Origin of the sequence: Paractinoplanes ovalisporus, assembly GCF_016834655.1 — a bacterium.
Classification (GTDB): domain Bacteria; phylum Actinomycetota; class Actinomycetes; order Mycobacteriales; family Micromonosporaceae; genus Actinoplanes; species Actinoplanes ovalisporus.
Genome location: NZ_JAENHP010000019.1, coordinates 183,026 through 197,945, shown reverse-complemented (window position 1 = coordinate 197,945; position 14,920 = coordinate 183,026). Strand labels below are relative to the sequence as shown.

Annotated in this window: 13 protein-coding genes; 4 read left to right on the top strand and 9 right to left on the bottom strand. The window is 72.0% G+C overall.

Annotated features, from left to right (window positions below):
- The first annotated feature begins 319 nt into the window (after positions 1-319).
- Positions 320-1,987, top strand: coding sequence for a thiol reductant ABC exporter subunit CydC (cydC, locus tag JIG36_RS38875; RefSeq protein WP_307873085.1), 1,668 nt, complete (start codon positions 320-322; stop codon positions 1,985-1,987).
- On the opposite strand, the gene JIG36_RS38870 is transcribed toward cydC, so the two are convergent.
- On the bottom strand, positions 1,938-3,977 hold the full coding sequence (locus tag JIG36_RS38870; RefSeq protein ID WP_203381450.1) for a S9 family peptidase: 2,040 nt from the start codon (positions 3,975-3,977) through the stop codon (positions 1,938-1,940). The genes cydC and JIG36_RS38870 overlap by 50 nt on opposite strands.
- Positions 3,978-4,015: 38 nt before the next feature.
- Positions 4,016-4,993: an exonuclease domain-containing protein gene (locus JIG36_RS38865; RefSeq protein WP_268919862.1), complete on the bottom strand. Its 978-nt coding sequence runs from the start codon at positions 4,991-4,993 to the stop codon at positions 4,016-4,018.
- Between the two features lie 53 nt (positions 4,994-5,046).
- Here JIG36_RS38865 and JIG36_RS38860 point away from each other — a divergent pair, with 53 nt between their 5' ends.
- The 3 genes from JIG36_RS38860 (at position 5,047) to JIG36_RS38850 (ending at position 8,170) form a co-directional block, all read left to right on the top strand.
- Positions 5,047-5,373 (top strand): PadR family transcriptional regulator, encoded by a 327-nt coding sequence (locus JIG36_RS38860; RefSeq protein ID WP_203381448.1) that lies wholly within the window; start codon positions 5,047-5,049, stop codon positions 5,371-5,373.
- Between the two features lie 82 nt (positions 5,374-5,455).
- Positions 5,456-6,796, top strand: a complete 1,341-nt coding sequence (locus tag JIG36_RS38855) for a hypothetical protein (RefSeq protein WP_203381447.1) — start codon at positions 5,456-5,458, stop codon at positions 6,794-6,796.
- Positions 6,797-6,850: 54 nt separating this feature from the next.
- Positions 6,851-8,170 carry a glycosyltransferase 87 family protein gene (locus JIG36_RS38850; RefSeq protein WP_203381446.1) on the top strand — a complete coding sequence of 440 codons (1,320 nt, stop codon included), beginning with the start codon at positions 6,851-6,853 and terminating at the stop codon, positions 8,168-8,170.
- Here the strand turns inward: JIG36_RS38850 and surE are convergent.
- The 7 genes from surE to JIG36_RS38815 all read right to left on the bottom strand — a co-directional run bounded on the left by surE (position 8,100) and on the right by JIG36_RS38815 (position 14,913).
- Complete coding sequence (gene surE, locus JIG36_RS38845) at positions 8,100-8,900, bottom strand: 5'/3'-nucleotidase SurE (protein WP_203381445.1); 801 nt, start codon at positions 8,898-8,900, stop codon at positions 8,100-8,102. The genes JIG36_RS38850 and surE overlap by 71 nt on opposite strands.
- Entirely contained in the window at positions 8,897-9,814 is a 918-nt protein-coding gene (locus tag JIG36_RS38840; RefSeq protein WP_236049072.1) for a 1-phosphofructokinase family hexose kinase, read from the bottom strand. Before JIG36_RS38840 ends, surE begins: the two co-directional genes overlap by 4 nt.
- A gap of 28 nt (positions 9,815-9,842) precedes the next feature.
- Positions 9,843-11,504, bottom strand: coding sequence for a putative bifunctional diguanylate cyclase/phosphodiesterase (locus tag JIG36_RS38835; protein WP_203381444.1), 1,662 nt, complete (start codon positions 11,502-11,504; stop codon positions 9,843-9,845).
- A 129-nt stretch (positions 11,505-11,633) separates the two neighbouring features.
- Positions 11,634-12,104 (bottom strand): hypothetical protein, encoded by a 471-nt coding sequence (locus JIG36_RS38830; RefSeq protein WP_203381443.1) that lies wholly within the window; start codon positions 12,102-12,104, stop codon positions 11,634-11,636.
- Between the two features lie 178 nt (positions 12,105-12,282).
- Complete coding sequence (locus JIG36_RS38825; RefSeq protein WP_203381442.1) at positions 12,283-13,251, bottom strand: DNA topoisomerase IB; 969 nt, start codon at positions 13,249-13,251, stop codon at positions 12,283-12,285.
- Positions 13,232-14,236, bottom strand: coding sequence for a glycosyltransferase family 9 protein (locus tag JIG36_RS38820; RefSeq protein WP_203381441.1), 1,005 nt, complete (start codon positions 14,234-14,236; stop codon positions 13,232-13,234). The genes JIG36_RS38825 and JIG36_RS38820 overlap by 20 nt, the downstream gene beginning before the upstream one ends.
- Positions 14,233-14,913, bottom strand: coding sequence for an SDR family oxidoreductase (locus JIG36_RS38815; protein ID WP_203381440.1), 681 nt, complete (start codon positions 14,911-14,913; stop codon positions 14,233-14,235). Before JIG36_RS38815 ends, JIG36_RS38820 begins: the two co-directional genes overlap by 4 nt.
- Between the last annotated feature and the right edge of the window lie 7 nt (positions 14,914-14,920).

Genomic DNA, 14,920 nt, shown 5'->3' with positions numbered 1-14,920 from the left:
CGATGCCGGTGACCACACACCGCCGTCCGATGCCGGTGACCACACACCGCCGTCCGATGCCGGTGACCACACACCGCCGTCCGATGCCGGTGACCACACACCGCCGTCCGATGCCGGTGACCACACACCGCCGTCCGATGCCGGTGACCACACAGCGCCGTCCGATGCCGGGCTGACGCCATCAGCCGCTGCCACGCGCGTGCCGCCCGCGGCCTCATCGAGCGCGACGGCTGGCCCGACACAACCGCCCGCGCAGCACCACAGCGCATTGCATGGACCGCGACGTCCGGAGACCAGCGCTCCCGAGGCGACCGGATCGGTGGCAGAAGCGGCGCGGGGCAGCAACGCCCGTGGAAATGCGGGGATCTGGCGGCGGCCGGTTGTGGCGGTGGCGCTCGGCAGTGGGTCGTCGTTGGCCGGGCTTGTGCTCACCGGGGCGGCGGCCTGGTTGCTCGTGCGGGCCTCCTCGCTGCCGCCGGTGCTGTCGCTGTCGACGGCTGTGGTGCTGGTGCGTGGGAGTGCTGTTGCGCGGCCGTTGCTTCGCTATCTCGAACGGCTTGTCGCGCACGATGTGGCGTTCGCGCGGCTCGGGGCCTGGCGGTCCCGGGTGTTCGCCGAGTTGATTCCGCGGGTCCCGGGGCCACGGCTGCGGCGGCGCGGGGACCTGCTCTCCAAAGTGGTCGATGACGTCGACGCCCGGGTGGACGGGCTGCTGCGGGGGCGGTTGCCGGCCCTCGTCGCGGCCGCGACCGTCGCCGTTGCCGGCTTTGCGGTTGGGCCGGCCAGTCCGGCGGCGCTGGTTCCGCTGGCCGTCGGAGTTGTGGTCGCGGGGATCGTCGCGTCGCGGGTGGCTGTTCGGCAGGCTCGGCGGGACGAGACGGCCACCGGGGAAGCTCGGGCCCGCCTCAAGGACGCCATGGTTGAAACGGTCGACGGGCTCGAAGACCTCGCGACCGGCGGTGCGGGGAACGACGTACCGTATCGGCGCAGCCGTGACCTGGTCCGGCTCGAAGCGAAAGCCGCCCACGCCGCGGGAAAGGCGACCGCGCTCGCGCATGTCGGCTGGGGTGTCGCCGTGGTCGGGGTCGCGCTCTCGGTCGGCGGGCTCAGCCCCGAGTGGGCGGCCGTGCTGCTGCTGACGACTGTGGTGCTCGGCGAGACCGTCCTCACGCTGCCCGACGCCGCCGTCGCCCGCTTCCGGGCCTACGCCGCCGAGCAGCGCCTCGCCGCCCTCACAACCGCCGAGCCGAGCGCCACTTTCACCGACGCCCACTCGCGAACCCAAGCGACAACCGGGCCTGGCGCGGTGGAAGTCACTGCGGGCATTCGGCTCAGTGATGTCACCGCGGGATGGGATCGGGCGGCGGCGCCGGCTCTCAACGGGCTGGATCTGTGGCTGCGGCCGGGTGAGAAGGTCGCGGTCGTCGGGCGGTCGGGCTCGGGGAAGTCCACATTGGCCGCCGTTGTGGCGCGCCTTCTGGATCCGTGGGAAGGCGAGCTCAGCCACGGCGAACTGCCCGAAGAACGGATCCGGGGCCGCATCGTTCTGGTCGGGGACGACACGGGGCACGTGTTCGCCTCGAGTGTTCGGGAGAACCTGCGCCTCGCGCGTCCGGCGGCGAGCGACCTCGAGCTGCGGGGCGTGCTCGACCGCGTACGGCTGGGAAGCTGGCTCGACGCCCTGCCGCAAGGAATGGACACGTGGCTGGGCAGCGGAGGCACCACGATGTCGGGCGGGCAGGCCCGGCGATTCGCGGTGGCGCGGGCGCTGCTCGCCGAGCCCGAGGTGCTGATCCTCGACGAGCCGACCGAAGGCCTCGACGAGGAGGTCGCCGAGGCGGTCATGGCCGACCTGCTCGACGCCGCCGGCGGGCGGACCGTGCTGCTGCTGACGCACCGGCGTGACGGGCTGCAGCGGGTCGACCGGATTCTGGAACTCAGCGCGGGGCGGCTAACGACTCCCGCAGGAAGTGCAGTTCCGGGGTGAGCAGGTCGGTGTCGGGCGGGATGTGGCTCGCCCCGGGGAGCGGCAGCACGGTGTGCGTCTTCCCGGCGGCGAGCAGGGCCGCGGACAGCCGCATGGTGTGCACGGGATAGACGTTGTCGTCGCTCAGGCCGTGGATCAGCATGAGCGGCCGCTCCAGCTTCGGCGCGTCGGCGATCAGAGAGTTTTCCTCGTACGTGGTGGGGTTGTCCGACGGCAGGCCCATGAACCGTTCCTGCCAGTGCGTGTCGTAGAGCCGCAGGTCGGTCACCGGCGCGCCGGCCACCGCGGCGTGGAACACGTCGGGGCGGCGCAACACGGCCAGGGCCGCCAGGTATCCGCCGGCCGACCAGCCACGGATGCCGACCCGGTCGAGGTCGAGTTCGGGGTAGAGCGCGGCCACCGTCTCGAGGGCCTCGATCTGATCGTCGAGCAGTTTCGTGGCCGAGCGGCCCGCGGCCTCGCGTTCCCAGCGCGGTCCCCGGCCGGGCGTGCCGCGTCCGTCCGCGACGATCACCGCGAACCCCTGGTCGGCGAACCACTGCGACACGTAGTACATCCGCCGGTCGGCCACGGCGATCTGCGCGCCCGGACCGCCGTACGGGTCCATCAGCACCGGCAGGCGTTCGCCGCGCTGCCACACGGACGGGAACAGCACCGCGGTCCGCAGTTCGAGACGGCCGGCCCGCACCAGCGAGACCTTGGGGACGACGGGCGACTTGACGGCGAGATCCCGTACGGTGCCTCCGGGCCATGTGGTTGTCGTCCGGTCGAGGGTCCCGGAGCTGATCACCGTCGTGCCGCCCGCGCGGAAACCCGTGTGCCAGCCGGGTTCGGTGGTCAGCCGGGTCAGCCCGTCCGCGGCCGACCACGTCCAGAGGTGCCGTTCGGTGGGTTCCGACGAGGCGGTGAACAGCACGGTGTCGCCGTCGACCGCGCACAACTCGGCGACCTGCAGTCCGGCCGGCGTGACGGGTTCGCCGTCGACGGTCAGGCGCCGGGTGTCGCCCCGGTCGGCGGTCCAGATCAAAGAGCCTTCCCGCGTACGCCGGGGGAAGCCGGGCACAATCGTCGTCCAACTCGGGTCGGTGGTCTCAGCCAGAACCCGGGTGCGGCCGGTTTCGGGCTCGACGGCCACGATGCGCAGCGTCCCCTGGGAACGGTTCTGCACCACGGCCATCAGACCGTGCGCGTCCCAGACCACGTCGACCAGATACTCGTACTCGTCCCAGTCGAAGTTGACCTTGACCGGCTCGCCCTCGCCCATGATCAGCAGCTCGACGATCGCGTTGGCCGTGCCCGCGACCGGGTAGCGGTGCGCGGTCGGCGGCTGGGACGGCTCGGCGGGGTCGCTGAGATACCAGACCTCGACCGGCGAGTTGTCGACGCGCGCGACCGCGAGCCGGCGGCCGTCGGGCGACCACCAGAACCCGCGGTGCCGCTCCATCGACTCGCCGGCGACGTGTTCGGCCAGCCCGTACGTCACCTCGCCGGCCTCGGGCGTCGCCAGCGCGCGGTCCCCGGTGCCGTCGACCCCGATCGTGCGCAGTTCACCGTCGTGCACGTAGGCGACCGTCGTCCCGTCCGGGCTCATCGTGGCGTCGAGCAGCGGAGTGCGGGCGGGCAGTTCGGTGCGGCGCCCGTCGGCCGTGTCGACCACGAAGAGCTTCTCGTCGGCCGTGAAGGCGACGAGGCGTACGGGGGAATCGGCACTGTAATCGGAGATGCCGGCCGACCGGTCCCGTGCCCGTTCCCGCCGGGCCCGCTCCGCCGCCGACATGACGGTTCCGTCGGCGGGCGCGTCCGGATCGACCAGCAGCTTCTCGTCCCCGGTGGCCAGGTCGAGACTGTAGAGCCGGCGTACGGCATCCTCGCCGCCCCCGCTGCGCAGGAAGAGCAGCCGTTTCCCGTCCGGCGCGACGACAAATCGTTGCGGACGCCCGAGCCGGAACCCTTGGGTCCGCGCGTACAGCCGGGGGAACGAGATCAGCATGTCGCTCTTCATACTCCGAATTGCCCCGGAACGATACGTCAGACCGCTACCGGGTTGGCGAGCATCTGCCGGTAGGCCCGCGGATGGACGATCGGAATCCCGTACTGGCGGGCCTTCTTCGCCTCGCCGGACATCGAGTCGGGGTCGGCCGCCACGAGCAGGCGCGTCTTCTTCGTGACGTTGCCGCCGACGTCAAACCCGGCATCCCGCGCTTCGGCTTCCCAGTCCTCCCTCGGCGGGTCCATCTTGCCGGTGAAGACGACCTGATCTCCCGTACGCAGGTGCCACCGCGCTCGTGGCGGAGCGACATCGCGGGCCTCAGCCAGCGCCTCGTCCACCGCATGTTCCGGCAGCCCGACCAGATGCGCGACGCCGGCCAGATCGCTCCGCTCGTCGGTGGTGAGAACGCCGTCCTCGAGCGCGATCGCGGCCAGCCCGGCCAGGTAGCGCCGGTGCACGACCTCGACATCCACGCGGGCCAGGCCGAGCATGGTGGCCGTCTCGACCAGCCCGTCGGCCTCACTCTCGGAAATGTGCCGGTCGAGCAGGGCCCGGTCGAGCATTCCCAGGTACGCATCGGCCTGCGGGTCGCGCAGCCGGGGCAGACGGTCGACGAGCCGGGTCAGAAAGTGCGGCTCGCGTGCCTCGGGCCGGCGCCGCGACACCGGGACGGCGAGTGCCGTCGGCAGAGCGGGCCACATCGCCCGAGCCGCCTGGTCGACGATCCGGTCCCAGGGTGGCGGCGCGCCCGCCGTACGCAGGAAGCAGGCCAGCAGATCAGCGGCGGCGCGGGCGTCGTGCAGGGCCGAGTGGGCCCGGTGCGGCGGAAGTCCGGCGGCCTCGCGGCATCCGTGCAGACTGCGGCTCGCGTGCGGGAGAAAGTGGCCGGCCAGACGCATCGTGCAGAGCCCGTGCTCGGCGCCGACCGGCACGTCGAACCCGAGGCGCCGGAACTCGGCGGCCAGGAACTGCGCATCGAAGGGCAGGTTGTGCGCCACGACGGCGTGCCCGCGCAGCCGCTCCGCGATGAGCCGTTCCGGCGGTGGCCGACCCTATGTAGAGTGCGTACATGGCTGAGCCCAGGATGACCGCTTCGGTGCTGAAAGTGCTGGCGGCGCTGCTGGCCGAGATGGGAGCGCAGCGCTATGGGCTTCAGCTGATGCAGGCCACCGGGCTGCCGAGCGGCACGCTCTATCCGATCCTGGCCCGGCTCGAGAAGGCCGGCTGGGTGGAGTCCCGCTGGGAAGAGATCGACCCGGTGGCGGAGGGCCGGCCGAGCCGCCGCTACTACGTGCTGACGGCCGACGGCGCCACCGCCGCTCGCCGTGAGGTGGAGGCCATGCAGCAGCAGATGTCCCGCGTGACCGGCATGCCGGGCCGAGCGCAGGAGGCGTGATGGGCGATTCATCCCGACCCGCTCGCGGCGCGGGAGCCGTGACCATGGGCCGTCCTGCCCGGCTCGCGGCATGGGAGGCGTGATGGTGGAACGACTCGCGCGGTTCGCGGTGCGGATGGCGGCTCGCCGGTGGCCGGCCGAACTCGCCGGGACCATGCGGGAGGAGTGGCTGGCCGAACTCGCGTACGTCCGTGGGGCCCGCGCGAAGCTGGCGTTCGCCGGGTCGCTGCTGGTGTCGCCCGCGCTGGACGGGCCGTCGTGGGCCGACCGGTTCGCGGGTCTTGGGCGGGCGGCCGGTGTGACGCTGGCGGCCGCCGTGGTGGCGAACCTCGCGCGCGGGTCGGGTGTGTTCGCTCCCCTGTTGCTTGTTCTGGCCGCCATCGTCCTCGCGGCGATCGGCCGTCGGGTGCGGGTCTCGGTCCCGCTGGTCGGCGCGGCGATGTTCGTCTTTCTCTTCGCCGGCAATCCCGTGCCGGTCATGCCGTTCATGGGTGCCGCCGACATCGCGCCGGCCATAGTCACCTGGGTGCTCGTCATGACCCTGCTTCAGCGAAGCCTCCGCCGCAACCAAAACCGGGACGAGGACCACGGCCGGATCCGGGGCCGAGGCGCGGAACCCGGCGGGGCCCGGGGTCGAGTCGCCGACCGCGAACGGAACCGGGGCTATGTCCGGACGGCGATCCTCGGCGGGTCGGCTGCGGTGATGCTGGCGACAATCGCCGGCTCCGCGCGCGCTGCCGCCGCGCTGGGCATCCCGGCCTGGACGGCGCCGGCCTGGTTTCCGCTCGCGCTGCTGCCGGGCGGAACGGTCACGTTCGGCCCCTACTTCGCCGACGGATCGGCCGCCTTCGGCAGTCTGCAGGCCGTCGGGCCGGCGTTCCACGCGTCCGACATCCTGCTCGCCAACGCCGCGGTGATGGCCGGCCCGCTCCTGCTGTGCACGGCTTTCCTGTTGCACCGAGGAGGCCGCCCCGGGCAACCCGCCGCCATCGAGCACGGGGTGCATCGCCATCAACCCGGCACCGACGCCTCGGCTCGGAAATCCCGACCCGGGTCGGCCGCAGTCCCCGCCCTGAGTCTGCGACCTCTCCCCCGGCTCGCCACGGACGCACTCGCGCGGCGCGCTTCGCGGCTTTCCCCGAGGCTGACGGGGTTGGCACGCCACGCCGCGAACACGGTCGCACTCGCCGGGCGTGATCTGCGTCTTCCGGCCGGGCTGGCGGCTGCGCTCGTCGCGTTGGCGGCCGGGCCGAAGCTGCCCGCCTCGTTCGACAGCGGGGACGCCGCGCTGCGGGCGATGGTGGACAACTCGGCGGCGTTCGGTTTCGGGTTCGTGGAGCATCCGGTGGGGCTCGGCGCGGTCGCGCTTCTGGCCGCCGTGCTGGTGATGCGGGCCGTCGGGGCGCGGGCGGCGAGCCGGTAACGGTCTCGACACGAGGGCTCGCTTCCAAGCCAGACCCTATGTAGAGTTTCGACTATGGGTAATCGACGGCTCTGGACGGTCACCGCGCTGGTTGCTGCGGCCACGGTGACGGCGGCGTTCTGGCGGCCGGCCGAGGCGCGCCTCACGGATCTCTCGGTCTATCTGGGCGCGGTCTCCGGTCTGGCCGACGGCGACAGCCTGTACGACTTCACCCGCGGCGCGGCGCCCTTCACCTACCCGCCGTTCGCGGCGCTCCTGTTCATGCCGCTGACCTGGCCCCCGATCCTGGTCGTGCAGGTGGCTTGGACCCTCGCGACCCTCGCCACGGTCGTGACCCTGGCCCACCTGGCCACCAAGCACGCGCGCCCGGCCCGAAAAGAGCCAACGATCGGAAGGGCCGCCGACACCGCGACGCCACAAACCAGCGAGAGCACCATGCGAGACGCCACCTGCGGACGGCGACAACTAGACGACGCCGCCACCGACGCCACGCACCACCTCAACCACAAGCGGCGAACGCACGAGAGAGAAGACGACGCGGCCGTCAAAGCCGGGCGGGGCGTGTGGGGCGGGGTGGCGGGGGCGGCGCTCCTGCTGACGCTCTCGGCGCCGGTCTCGTCGGATGTCAAGTACGGGCAGGTCAGCCTGTTTCTGGCGGCACTGGTCGTGGTGGATGTGCTGGCTCTCCGCCGTACGGGAGGGAACGGGGTTTTGCTCGGAATGGCGGCCGCCGTCAAGCTCACGCCACTCATCTTCATTCCGCTGCTCTGGTTCTCGGGGCGCAGACGGGCGGCGGTCGTCGCGGTGGGCACGTTTGCCGGATGCGCGGCTCTGGGGGCGATCGCGTTGCCGGGGGATTCGTGGCGGTTCTGGGGCGGCGAGGGATTTCAGGTGAGCCGCCTGGGCTATGTCACGGGGGTCGGCAACCAGTCGTTCAACGGGGCGTTGATGCGGCTCGACGTTCCGGAGCACGCGCGTACGGTGCTGGTTCTCGTGATCGGCGGGGCCGTTGCGGTGGCGGCGCTGCTGCGGGGCGTACGGCTGGCAAAGGACGGCAACTGGCTGGGCGCCGTCATCGTCGTGGGAGCGGCCAGCGTGGTGCTGTCGCCCGTCTCGTGGACGCATCACCAGATCTGGCTGGTGCTCGCCGCCCTGCTGCCGGTCGACGGGCCGGGCTGGGCGCGGCTGGCCTGGCCGATCACCGTACTGGCCCTGATGATCCTGCCGGTGACCGCGCTCGAACCGTTGAGCGAGTCGCGTCTGCTGCTGGCCGTCGCGGTGGCGGCGCTGGTGCCGTTGCGAACTATGCGGTCGCCGGACGCTGCGCGGGAATCGGCACCCCGCTCACCGCAGCCGGCGGCCGCAGGGCGGTGACTGTCGCATACCCCTCGGCCAGCAGCGCCAGGTCGGTGCCGGGGACCATGGGTTCGTCGACGCGCTCGATCGCCGTACGGACGAAGCCCTCCCCGGCCTCGGCGATCGCCAGACCGGCCTGACCGAACCACGCCAGCGAGGCCTCCCGCAGCTCGGCCACCGCGGGCCGGTCGGGCACGTTCACGTTGAGCACCGTGCCGGCCGGCGCCGCGATCAGCGAGTCCATCAGGGTCATGGCCGTCGTGGCCGCGGTCTCCCAGTGCAGCACGTCGTCGGAGGGCAGCACGATCGCGTTGCCGCCGCTCGCGACCGAGCCCGGGACCAGCGGGTTGAGCACGTCGAGGGAGACCGCCATGGCCCGCATCCCGTTGTTGGCCGCGGTCAGGGCCGCCCCGACGGTCGCCGAGTGCAGCACCGCCCGGCCCGCGTTGGCGCCACGGTTGATTCCCGAGAGCACCAGATCGGGCGGCGGCCCGAAGGCGCCCAGAGAGGCCAGGACCACGATGTACGCCGGTGAGGCGGCCACGCCGTATGCCGACAAGCCCGAAATGTCGGCGCGGCGGACCACGATCTGCCCATCCGACACGACCGCCGAGAGGGCCGCGCTCATCCCGCTGGCCTCGTCCTGCGGGGCCGCGACAACCACGTCATATCGGGAGGCCGCAGCCAGCGCCAGCGCCCGGATCCCCGGCGCACCGATCCCGTCGTCGTTCGTGACCAGCACCCTCATCGCGGCTCGATCCGCACGCGACTCATCAACTCCCGCACTGCCTCGCCCCTCCCGGTCCCCAATCCGTGCCGCGTCACGTTCAACGCTCCGGCGGCCGACCCCGTACGGAAAGCTTCGTCGAGAGAACCCCCGCGCGCGAGCACCGATACCACTCCCGCGGTCATCGAATCCCCCGCGCCGCGGTGCTCGTTCACCCGGAGCGGTGGCGGATGCACCTCGCACTCGTGCCCGTCGTAGAGTGCCAGCGCCGGATCGCCGGCCCGGCTGATCAGCACCGCCTCGACCCCGCGGTCCAACAGCGCCCGCCCGGCTTCCAGCAGCGCGTCGACGCTGTCGTCCTTGGCCAGCCCGTCGTCGATCAGCTCCTCGTGGCTGACCTTCACCACGGCCACCCCGCCTTCCAGTACGGCGGAAAGGTAGTCCCCGGACAAGTCGGCCACCACCTTCACGCCGTTGGCGGTGAGGTCCGCGGCCAGCCGCTCGTACAGCGCGGGGGCGACCACCGACGGCCCGTGCGGTCCACTGAGGACGGCCACCGACGAGCGCAGCCCCTCGATCAGCGCCATGTTGTGCAGCTCGTCCAAGTCGTGGCGTTCCAGGGGCTCCCCCGGATGTTCGGCCACCTGCTCGCGTTTCCCCTCACGCCGGTCGTGCACGTACCACCCGGTCGCCGAACGCCCCGGCAACGCGCGGACGTCGAACTCCTCCTGCGCGAGCAGGGTCTCGACGAGCGAGCCCGGTTCGCCGCCGAGGGCCGCGCACAGGGTCACCGGCACGCCCAGGGCCGAGATCATGCGCGCCTGCCATACGCCCTGCCCGCCCGGATGGACGTGCAGTTGTGGCTCGGCGTTGTGCTTCTCGATAGTCACGGTCAGGATCGGCGCGGGGGCAAAAACCATCACCCGGTCGGTCATGATTCCCTCATACCCACCCGGGGGCGGTTCAAGCCGCAACTGTTTCCAGCCGGTCCGGGGGCATGGGGCGGCCGAAGTGGTAGCCCTGCAACAGGTCGAAGCCCGCACCGGCCAGAATGTCGGCGGTCGCCTGGTCCTCGACACCCTCGGCGACCAGCGTCAGCCCGAGTCCGCGGGCCATGGCTGCCACCGCGTCCACGATGGCGCGGTCCCGGTCGTGGTGGATCCGCTGCACGAACGCGCGGTCCAGCTTGAGCTCGTCGAGCGGCAGCTGGGTGAGCAGGGCCAGCGACGTGTACCCGGCCCCGAAGTCGTCCACCGCCACCCGTACGCCCTGCTCGCGCAGCCGTCGCAGGCGTTCCGCGCTCTCTTCGGGACGGGTCATGACCGCGCTCTCGGTGATCTCGACGATCAGCGAACGGCCCGGCAGGCCGTGCCAGGCGAGCAGGCCCCGGATCACCTCGACGATCCGGTCCTGGGCCAGCACCGGCGCGGGCAGGTTGACCGCGACCGGCACCGGACGGCCGGCGTGGTGCCAGCGCGCGGCCTGCCCGATCGCATCGGCCAGGATCCGGTCGGTCAGCGGGTTGATGACTTCGGAGCGTTCGGCGCCGGGCACGAAGACTCCCGGCAGCAGCAGTCCGTGGCGAGGATGACGCCAGCGCACGAGGGCTTCCAACGAGCGGGTTTCCCCCGTACGGGCATCGACCAGCCTTTGATAGTGCAACTCCAGCTGGCCCTGGTCGACGGCGGCGCGCAGCTCGGACTGGAGGCGCAGGTCGATGCCCTGTTCCGCGGCGAACTCGGGCCGCCACACCTCGACGGCGGTGCGGTGGCGCTTGGCCGCGTACATGGCCGTGTCGGCGCCGGCGAGCAGATCCGAGAGCGTGCGCCGCCCGGCCGCCGTGCGGGCGATGCCCAGTGACGCCTCCACGGTGATCGGCACGCCCGCCACCACGAACGGCCCCTGAATCGCGCGCAGCAGCCGCCGGCCGAGCCCGGTCAGGTAGTCGCCGGAGCCGTCGCCCAGGTTGTCGGTCAGCACCACGAACTCGTCACCGCCGAGCCGGAACGTGTGAGCCGGACCGAGCGCCTCCGCGACCTTGCCCAGAAGCTGGTCGCCGCGGGAGTGGCCGAGCGAGTCGTTGATCTCCTTGAACCGGTCGAGGTCGATGAGCAGCAACGCCACCTGCCGTCCCGCGTCGAGCATCGCGCCCGCGGTCTCGGTCAGCATCCGCCGGTTGCCGAGCCCGGTCAGCGCGTCCCGCAGGGCCAGGGACTCGTACTGCCGGCTGAGATGCTCGACCAGCGGCCCCACCGGCGCGATGCCGAGCCGGCCACCACCCAGCTCGACCACAACCGGGGTGCCGCGGTCGGGCGCCGGGCGGGCCAGGCAGGCGCGGGCGGCATCGTCCCAGGGCATGGCGGCCGGCAGAACCAGGGCCGACGCCCCGAGCAGCACCCGCACCGGCCGGTGGAAGAGCAGCGCCCGCCCATAGCCGAGGCGGCCGGCCAGGAACGTTTCGAGCTGCGGCCGGTCGAGCACGAACAGCCGCCCCGCGTCCGACGCGACCAGCCCGATCGACTCGGGGTGCGTACGCAGCAACGCCTCGATCACACCGACCTCGGTGTCCGCGCTGATCACCGATACCGGCGTGGCGAGTGCGCCCAGCGCCGGTGCCTCCGTCATCGCTCCGCAAGGCTACGCGGCAAGTTCGTCGATTCCCGCCCCGGAAACCAAATGTTCACTCAGCCCGTTTCGCCCGATCCGCCGCCCTGGTTGTCGTCGCGCGCAGTTTCGTCGCGCGCGGCCTGGCGCTCACGCCGGTTCGTCGCTCCCCGGCTCGTCACGCGCGGTCCGGTCACGGGCCGGCTCGTCACGCGCGGTCCGGTCACGGGCCGGCTCGTCACGCGCGGTCCGGTCACGGGCCGGCTCGTCACGCGCGGTCCGGTCACGGGCCGGCTCGTCACGCGCGGTCCGGTCGCGCGCCGGCTCGTCGATGCGGGTCAGGCGCAGGTAGCGGCGACCGGCCGCATGCACCGCTCCCCGAGGCTCGACGCGCAGCCGGACGGTAGCGCCCGGTCCCAGATGGACGGGCACAGCCTCACTGCCGGTCCAGTCGAGCCGGGCGCGCACGGTGTGGGTGCCGGGCGGCAGAGCCAGCGACAGCTCACGCCCACAGCGCACGGCCCCTTTGACGGCGCCGTCGACGACGATCTCGTACGCCCGGGCCCGGTCGAACCAGTGCCCCGAGGGCCGCTCGACGGTAAGCGTAGCGATGACGGTCATACCAACGATCCTGCCACCGGACCGCCACCCGCGCAGCGCGAGAAACCCCGCCTGACCCCCAACCAGCCATACCCCACCGCACCACAGGGGGCTGGCCAAAAAATACGCCGCACAAAAGGGACGAACCCAGTTATCCACATGCCAACCGCTGTGATTCGCCAGACAGCCCCCGGAAGGGCTAGTCGGTCAGCAGCTTGCGGACGGCACGCTCGCTGTCGGACTTCACGACCTCGCCCTCCTCGTAGGCCTCGATGACCCGCGGGTCGACGTAGGAAGCGCGCGCCACCGCCGGCGTGTTGCCCAGCAGGTCGGCCACCTCCTTCATCGCGTGCGACACGGCCCGGCGCCGCTTGGCCTCGGTCGGCTGCGGTCCGGCCTTGGCCAGAGACCGCGCCGCCGAGACCGTGCCGTGCCACGTACGGAAATCCTTGGCCGTCATCTGTTCCCCGCTGATCGCGCGCAGATACTCGTTGATGTCGTCGGCGTGGATCTCCCGCCAGCGCCGCGCCGACCGGTCGTAACAGGCGAACAAGCGCTCCGAACCCCGGCGCCGCCGCTTCAGGTCGCGCAGGACCTGGCACACCTCGCCGTCGCCGACCGTGCCGGAGTGGGAGACGCCCGACTTGCCCTCGAACTCCAGCAGCACGCACCCACCCCGGGTGCTCACGTGGGACGGACGCAGCGTGGACAGGCCGAACGACGGGTCGTCCTCGCGTACGGCGTACTGGTCGCTGCCGATCCGGAACATGCCCATGTCGAGCAGCCGTACGATCGCCGCCAGCACCCGCTCCCGGGTGAGTCCCCGGCCGGCCAGGTCGTCGCGGAGCCGGTCGCGGATCTTCGGCAGTCGCGCCGCCACTTCGAGGGCGTGGTCGAACTTCTTCTCGTCCCGGGCCGTGCGCCATTCGTCGTGGTAGCGGTACTGCTTGCGCCCGGCCGCGTCGACCCCGGTGGCCTGGATGTGCCCGCGGGGATCGGCCGAGATCCACACGTCGGTCCAGGCCGGCGGCAGGACCAGCGCCTTGATCCGCTCGACCTCCTCCGCGGAGTCGAGACGGGAGCCGTCGGTGTCGCGGTACGTGAATCCCTTGCCCGACCGCTGCCGCGTGTAGCCGGGCTTGCTCAGGTCAGACCGTCGCAGGCGCACCGGTCACCTCACGGACGGCGTCCAGGACCTCGTCGGGTGAGACGGCCAGCAACGCCGGATGGACGCCGGGCCGCGGGCTGTCCCCGGGTTCGCTGCGGGTGCCGTGCCAGATCGCATGGTGCTGCGGCCGGTCGGGCGGCCCCCACCTCGCCGGCGACATCGGGCCGAACAAGATCACCGAGGGCGTACGGTAGGCCGACGCGAGATGGGCGATGCCGGTGTCTCCGCTGATCACGACCCGGGCGTGCGCGACCAGGCCGGCGAGCTCACCCAGCCCGGTCCGCGGCACGGCCGACTCGTCGAGGCCGGCGCGGGTGGCGACCCGTACGGCAAGCTCTCTCTCGGATTCGGAGCCGGTGATCAGCACGCGGTGGCCCCAGGCGTGCAGCCGGCGGGCCACCGCCGCGAACCGGTCGACCGGCCAGCGACGCGACGGCGACTTGGCCCCGGGATGCACAAGAGAGAAGCCGGTACGCACAAGAGAAACGCCAGGAGGCGCAAGCGAAACGCGAGGTTGCGCGAGAGAAACGCCAGAACGCACACGAGAGTCGCCAGAAGAAGCGGAAAGGGGCGATAAAAGCGAAATGTCGGAATCGTCAACGACGACACCGTGGAAGCGCAACAACCGACCCCATCGACGCACTTCGTGCTCCCCATCATCCCAGGCAGGACCGTCCAGGTGCCCGGCCGGGGCGCAGGCAAACGCCCACAACCGATCAGGTGACCCCGCCTGGAGAAGCCGGTGCGACTCCGGCCCCGACCCGTGCAGGTTGACCGCCAGCGAAGCGTGCGGCAGCACCACCGGAGAGAGCCCCGAGACCGGAACAATCCGATCCACGCCGCCGATCAGGGAGACCAGCGGCGTCAACCAGGAAGGCGTAGCGAGCGCCAAGGTCTCGCCGGGAAAGGCGGCCCGGATCCCGCGCAGGGCGGGCACCGCGGTCAGCAGGTCACCCACCCCGAGCGCGCGCAGGACCAGGATCACGGGTACGACGTCTCCGTCTCGGCCGCGATCACCAGCTCCCGGACGGCACACCCGCGCGGTTGCCCGAGCGCGAACATGATCGCCCCGGCCACGTGGGCGGGGTCGTTGAGGATCGCGTCCGGCCCCGGCTTGTACTGTGCGTCCCGGTCGTCGAAGAATTTCGTCCGCATCCCGCCCGGGATCACCAGCGTCACATTGACCTCGCCGGCCAGCTCGGCCGAGAGCGCCCGGGTGAACCCGACGACGCCGAACTTGGCCGCGCAGTACGCGGTGGCGTCGCTGACCGCCTTGATGCCCAGCGTGGACGCGACGGTGACGATGCCGCCGTGCGACTCCTTGAGCGCCGGGATCGCGGCCCGGATCACGGCCGCGGTGGCGAGCAGGTCGATGGTGACGATCCGGTCCCAGGTCTCCCCCGGGATGTCGGCCAGCGCGCCCGGCACGTCCATGCCGGCCGCCGTGACGACGCCGTCGATGCTGCCGCCGGCCTCGGCGATCGCGCGCCGGGTGGCCTCCTCGGCCGCGCGGGTGTCGGCCAGGTCGCACTCGATCCACGGCACGCCGTCCGCGGGTTGCTGCCGGTCGATGACGTACGGGCGTCCGCCGGCCTTGATGACGGCGTCGACCACGGCCGCGCCGAGCCCGCTCGAACCGCCGGTGACGATCACTGCATCCATGTCTGTG

What these genes read in the sequence shown, in the direction of transcription:
- JIG36_RS38870 (WP_203381450.1), bottom strand. Translation starts at nt 3,977, where the DNA reads ATGCTGATCTCGTTCCCCCGGCTGTACGCGCGGACCCAAGGGTTCCGG.
- JIG36_RS38860 (WP_203381448.1), top strand. Translation starts at nt 5,047, where the DNA reads ATGGCTGAGCCCAGGATGACCGCTTCGGTGCTGAAAGTGCTGGCGGCG.
- JIG36_RS38855 (WP_203381447.1), top strand. Translation starts at nt 5,456, where the DNA reads ATGGTGGAACGACTCGCGCGGTTCGCGGTGCGGATGGCGGCTCGCCGG.
- JIG36_RS38850 (WP_203381446.1), top strand. Translation starts at nt 6,851, where the DNA reads ATGGGTAATCGACGGCTCTGGACGGTCACCGCGCTGGTTGCTGCGGCC.
- surE (WP_203381445.1), bottom strand. Translation starts at nt 8,900, where the DNA reads ATGAGGGTGCTGGTCACGAACGACGACGGGATCGGTGCGCCGGGGATC.
- JIG36_RS38840 (WP_236049072.1), bottom strand. Translation starts at nt 9,814, where the DNA reads ATGACCGACCGGGTGATGGTTTTTGCCCCCGCGCCGATCCTGACCGTG.
- JIG36_RS38835 (WP_203381444.1), bottom strand. Translation starts at nt 11,504, where the DNA reads ATGACGGAGGCACCGGCGCTGGGCGCACTCGCCACGCCGGTATCGGTG.
- JIG36_RS38830 (WP_203381443.1), bottom strand. Translation starts at nt 12,104, where the DNA reads ATGACCGTCATCGCTACGCTTACCGTCGAGCGGCCCTCGGGGCACTGG.
- JIG36_RS38815 (WP_203381440.1), bottom strand. Translation starts at nt 14,913, where the DNA reads ATGGATGCAGTGATCGTCACCGGCGGTTCGAGCGGGCTCGGCGCGGCC.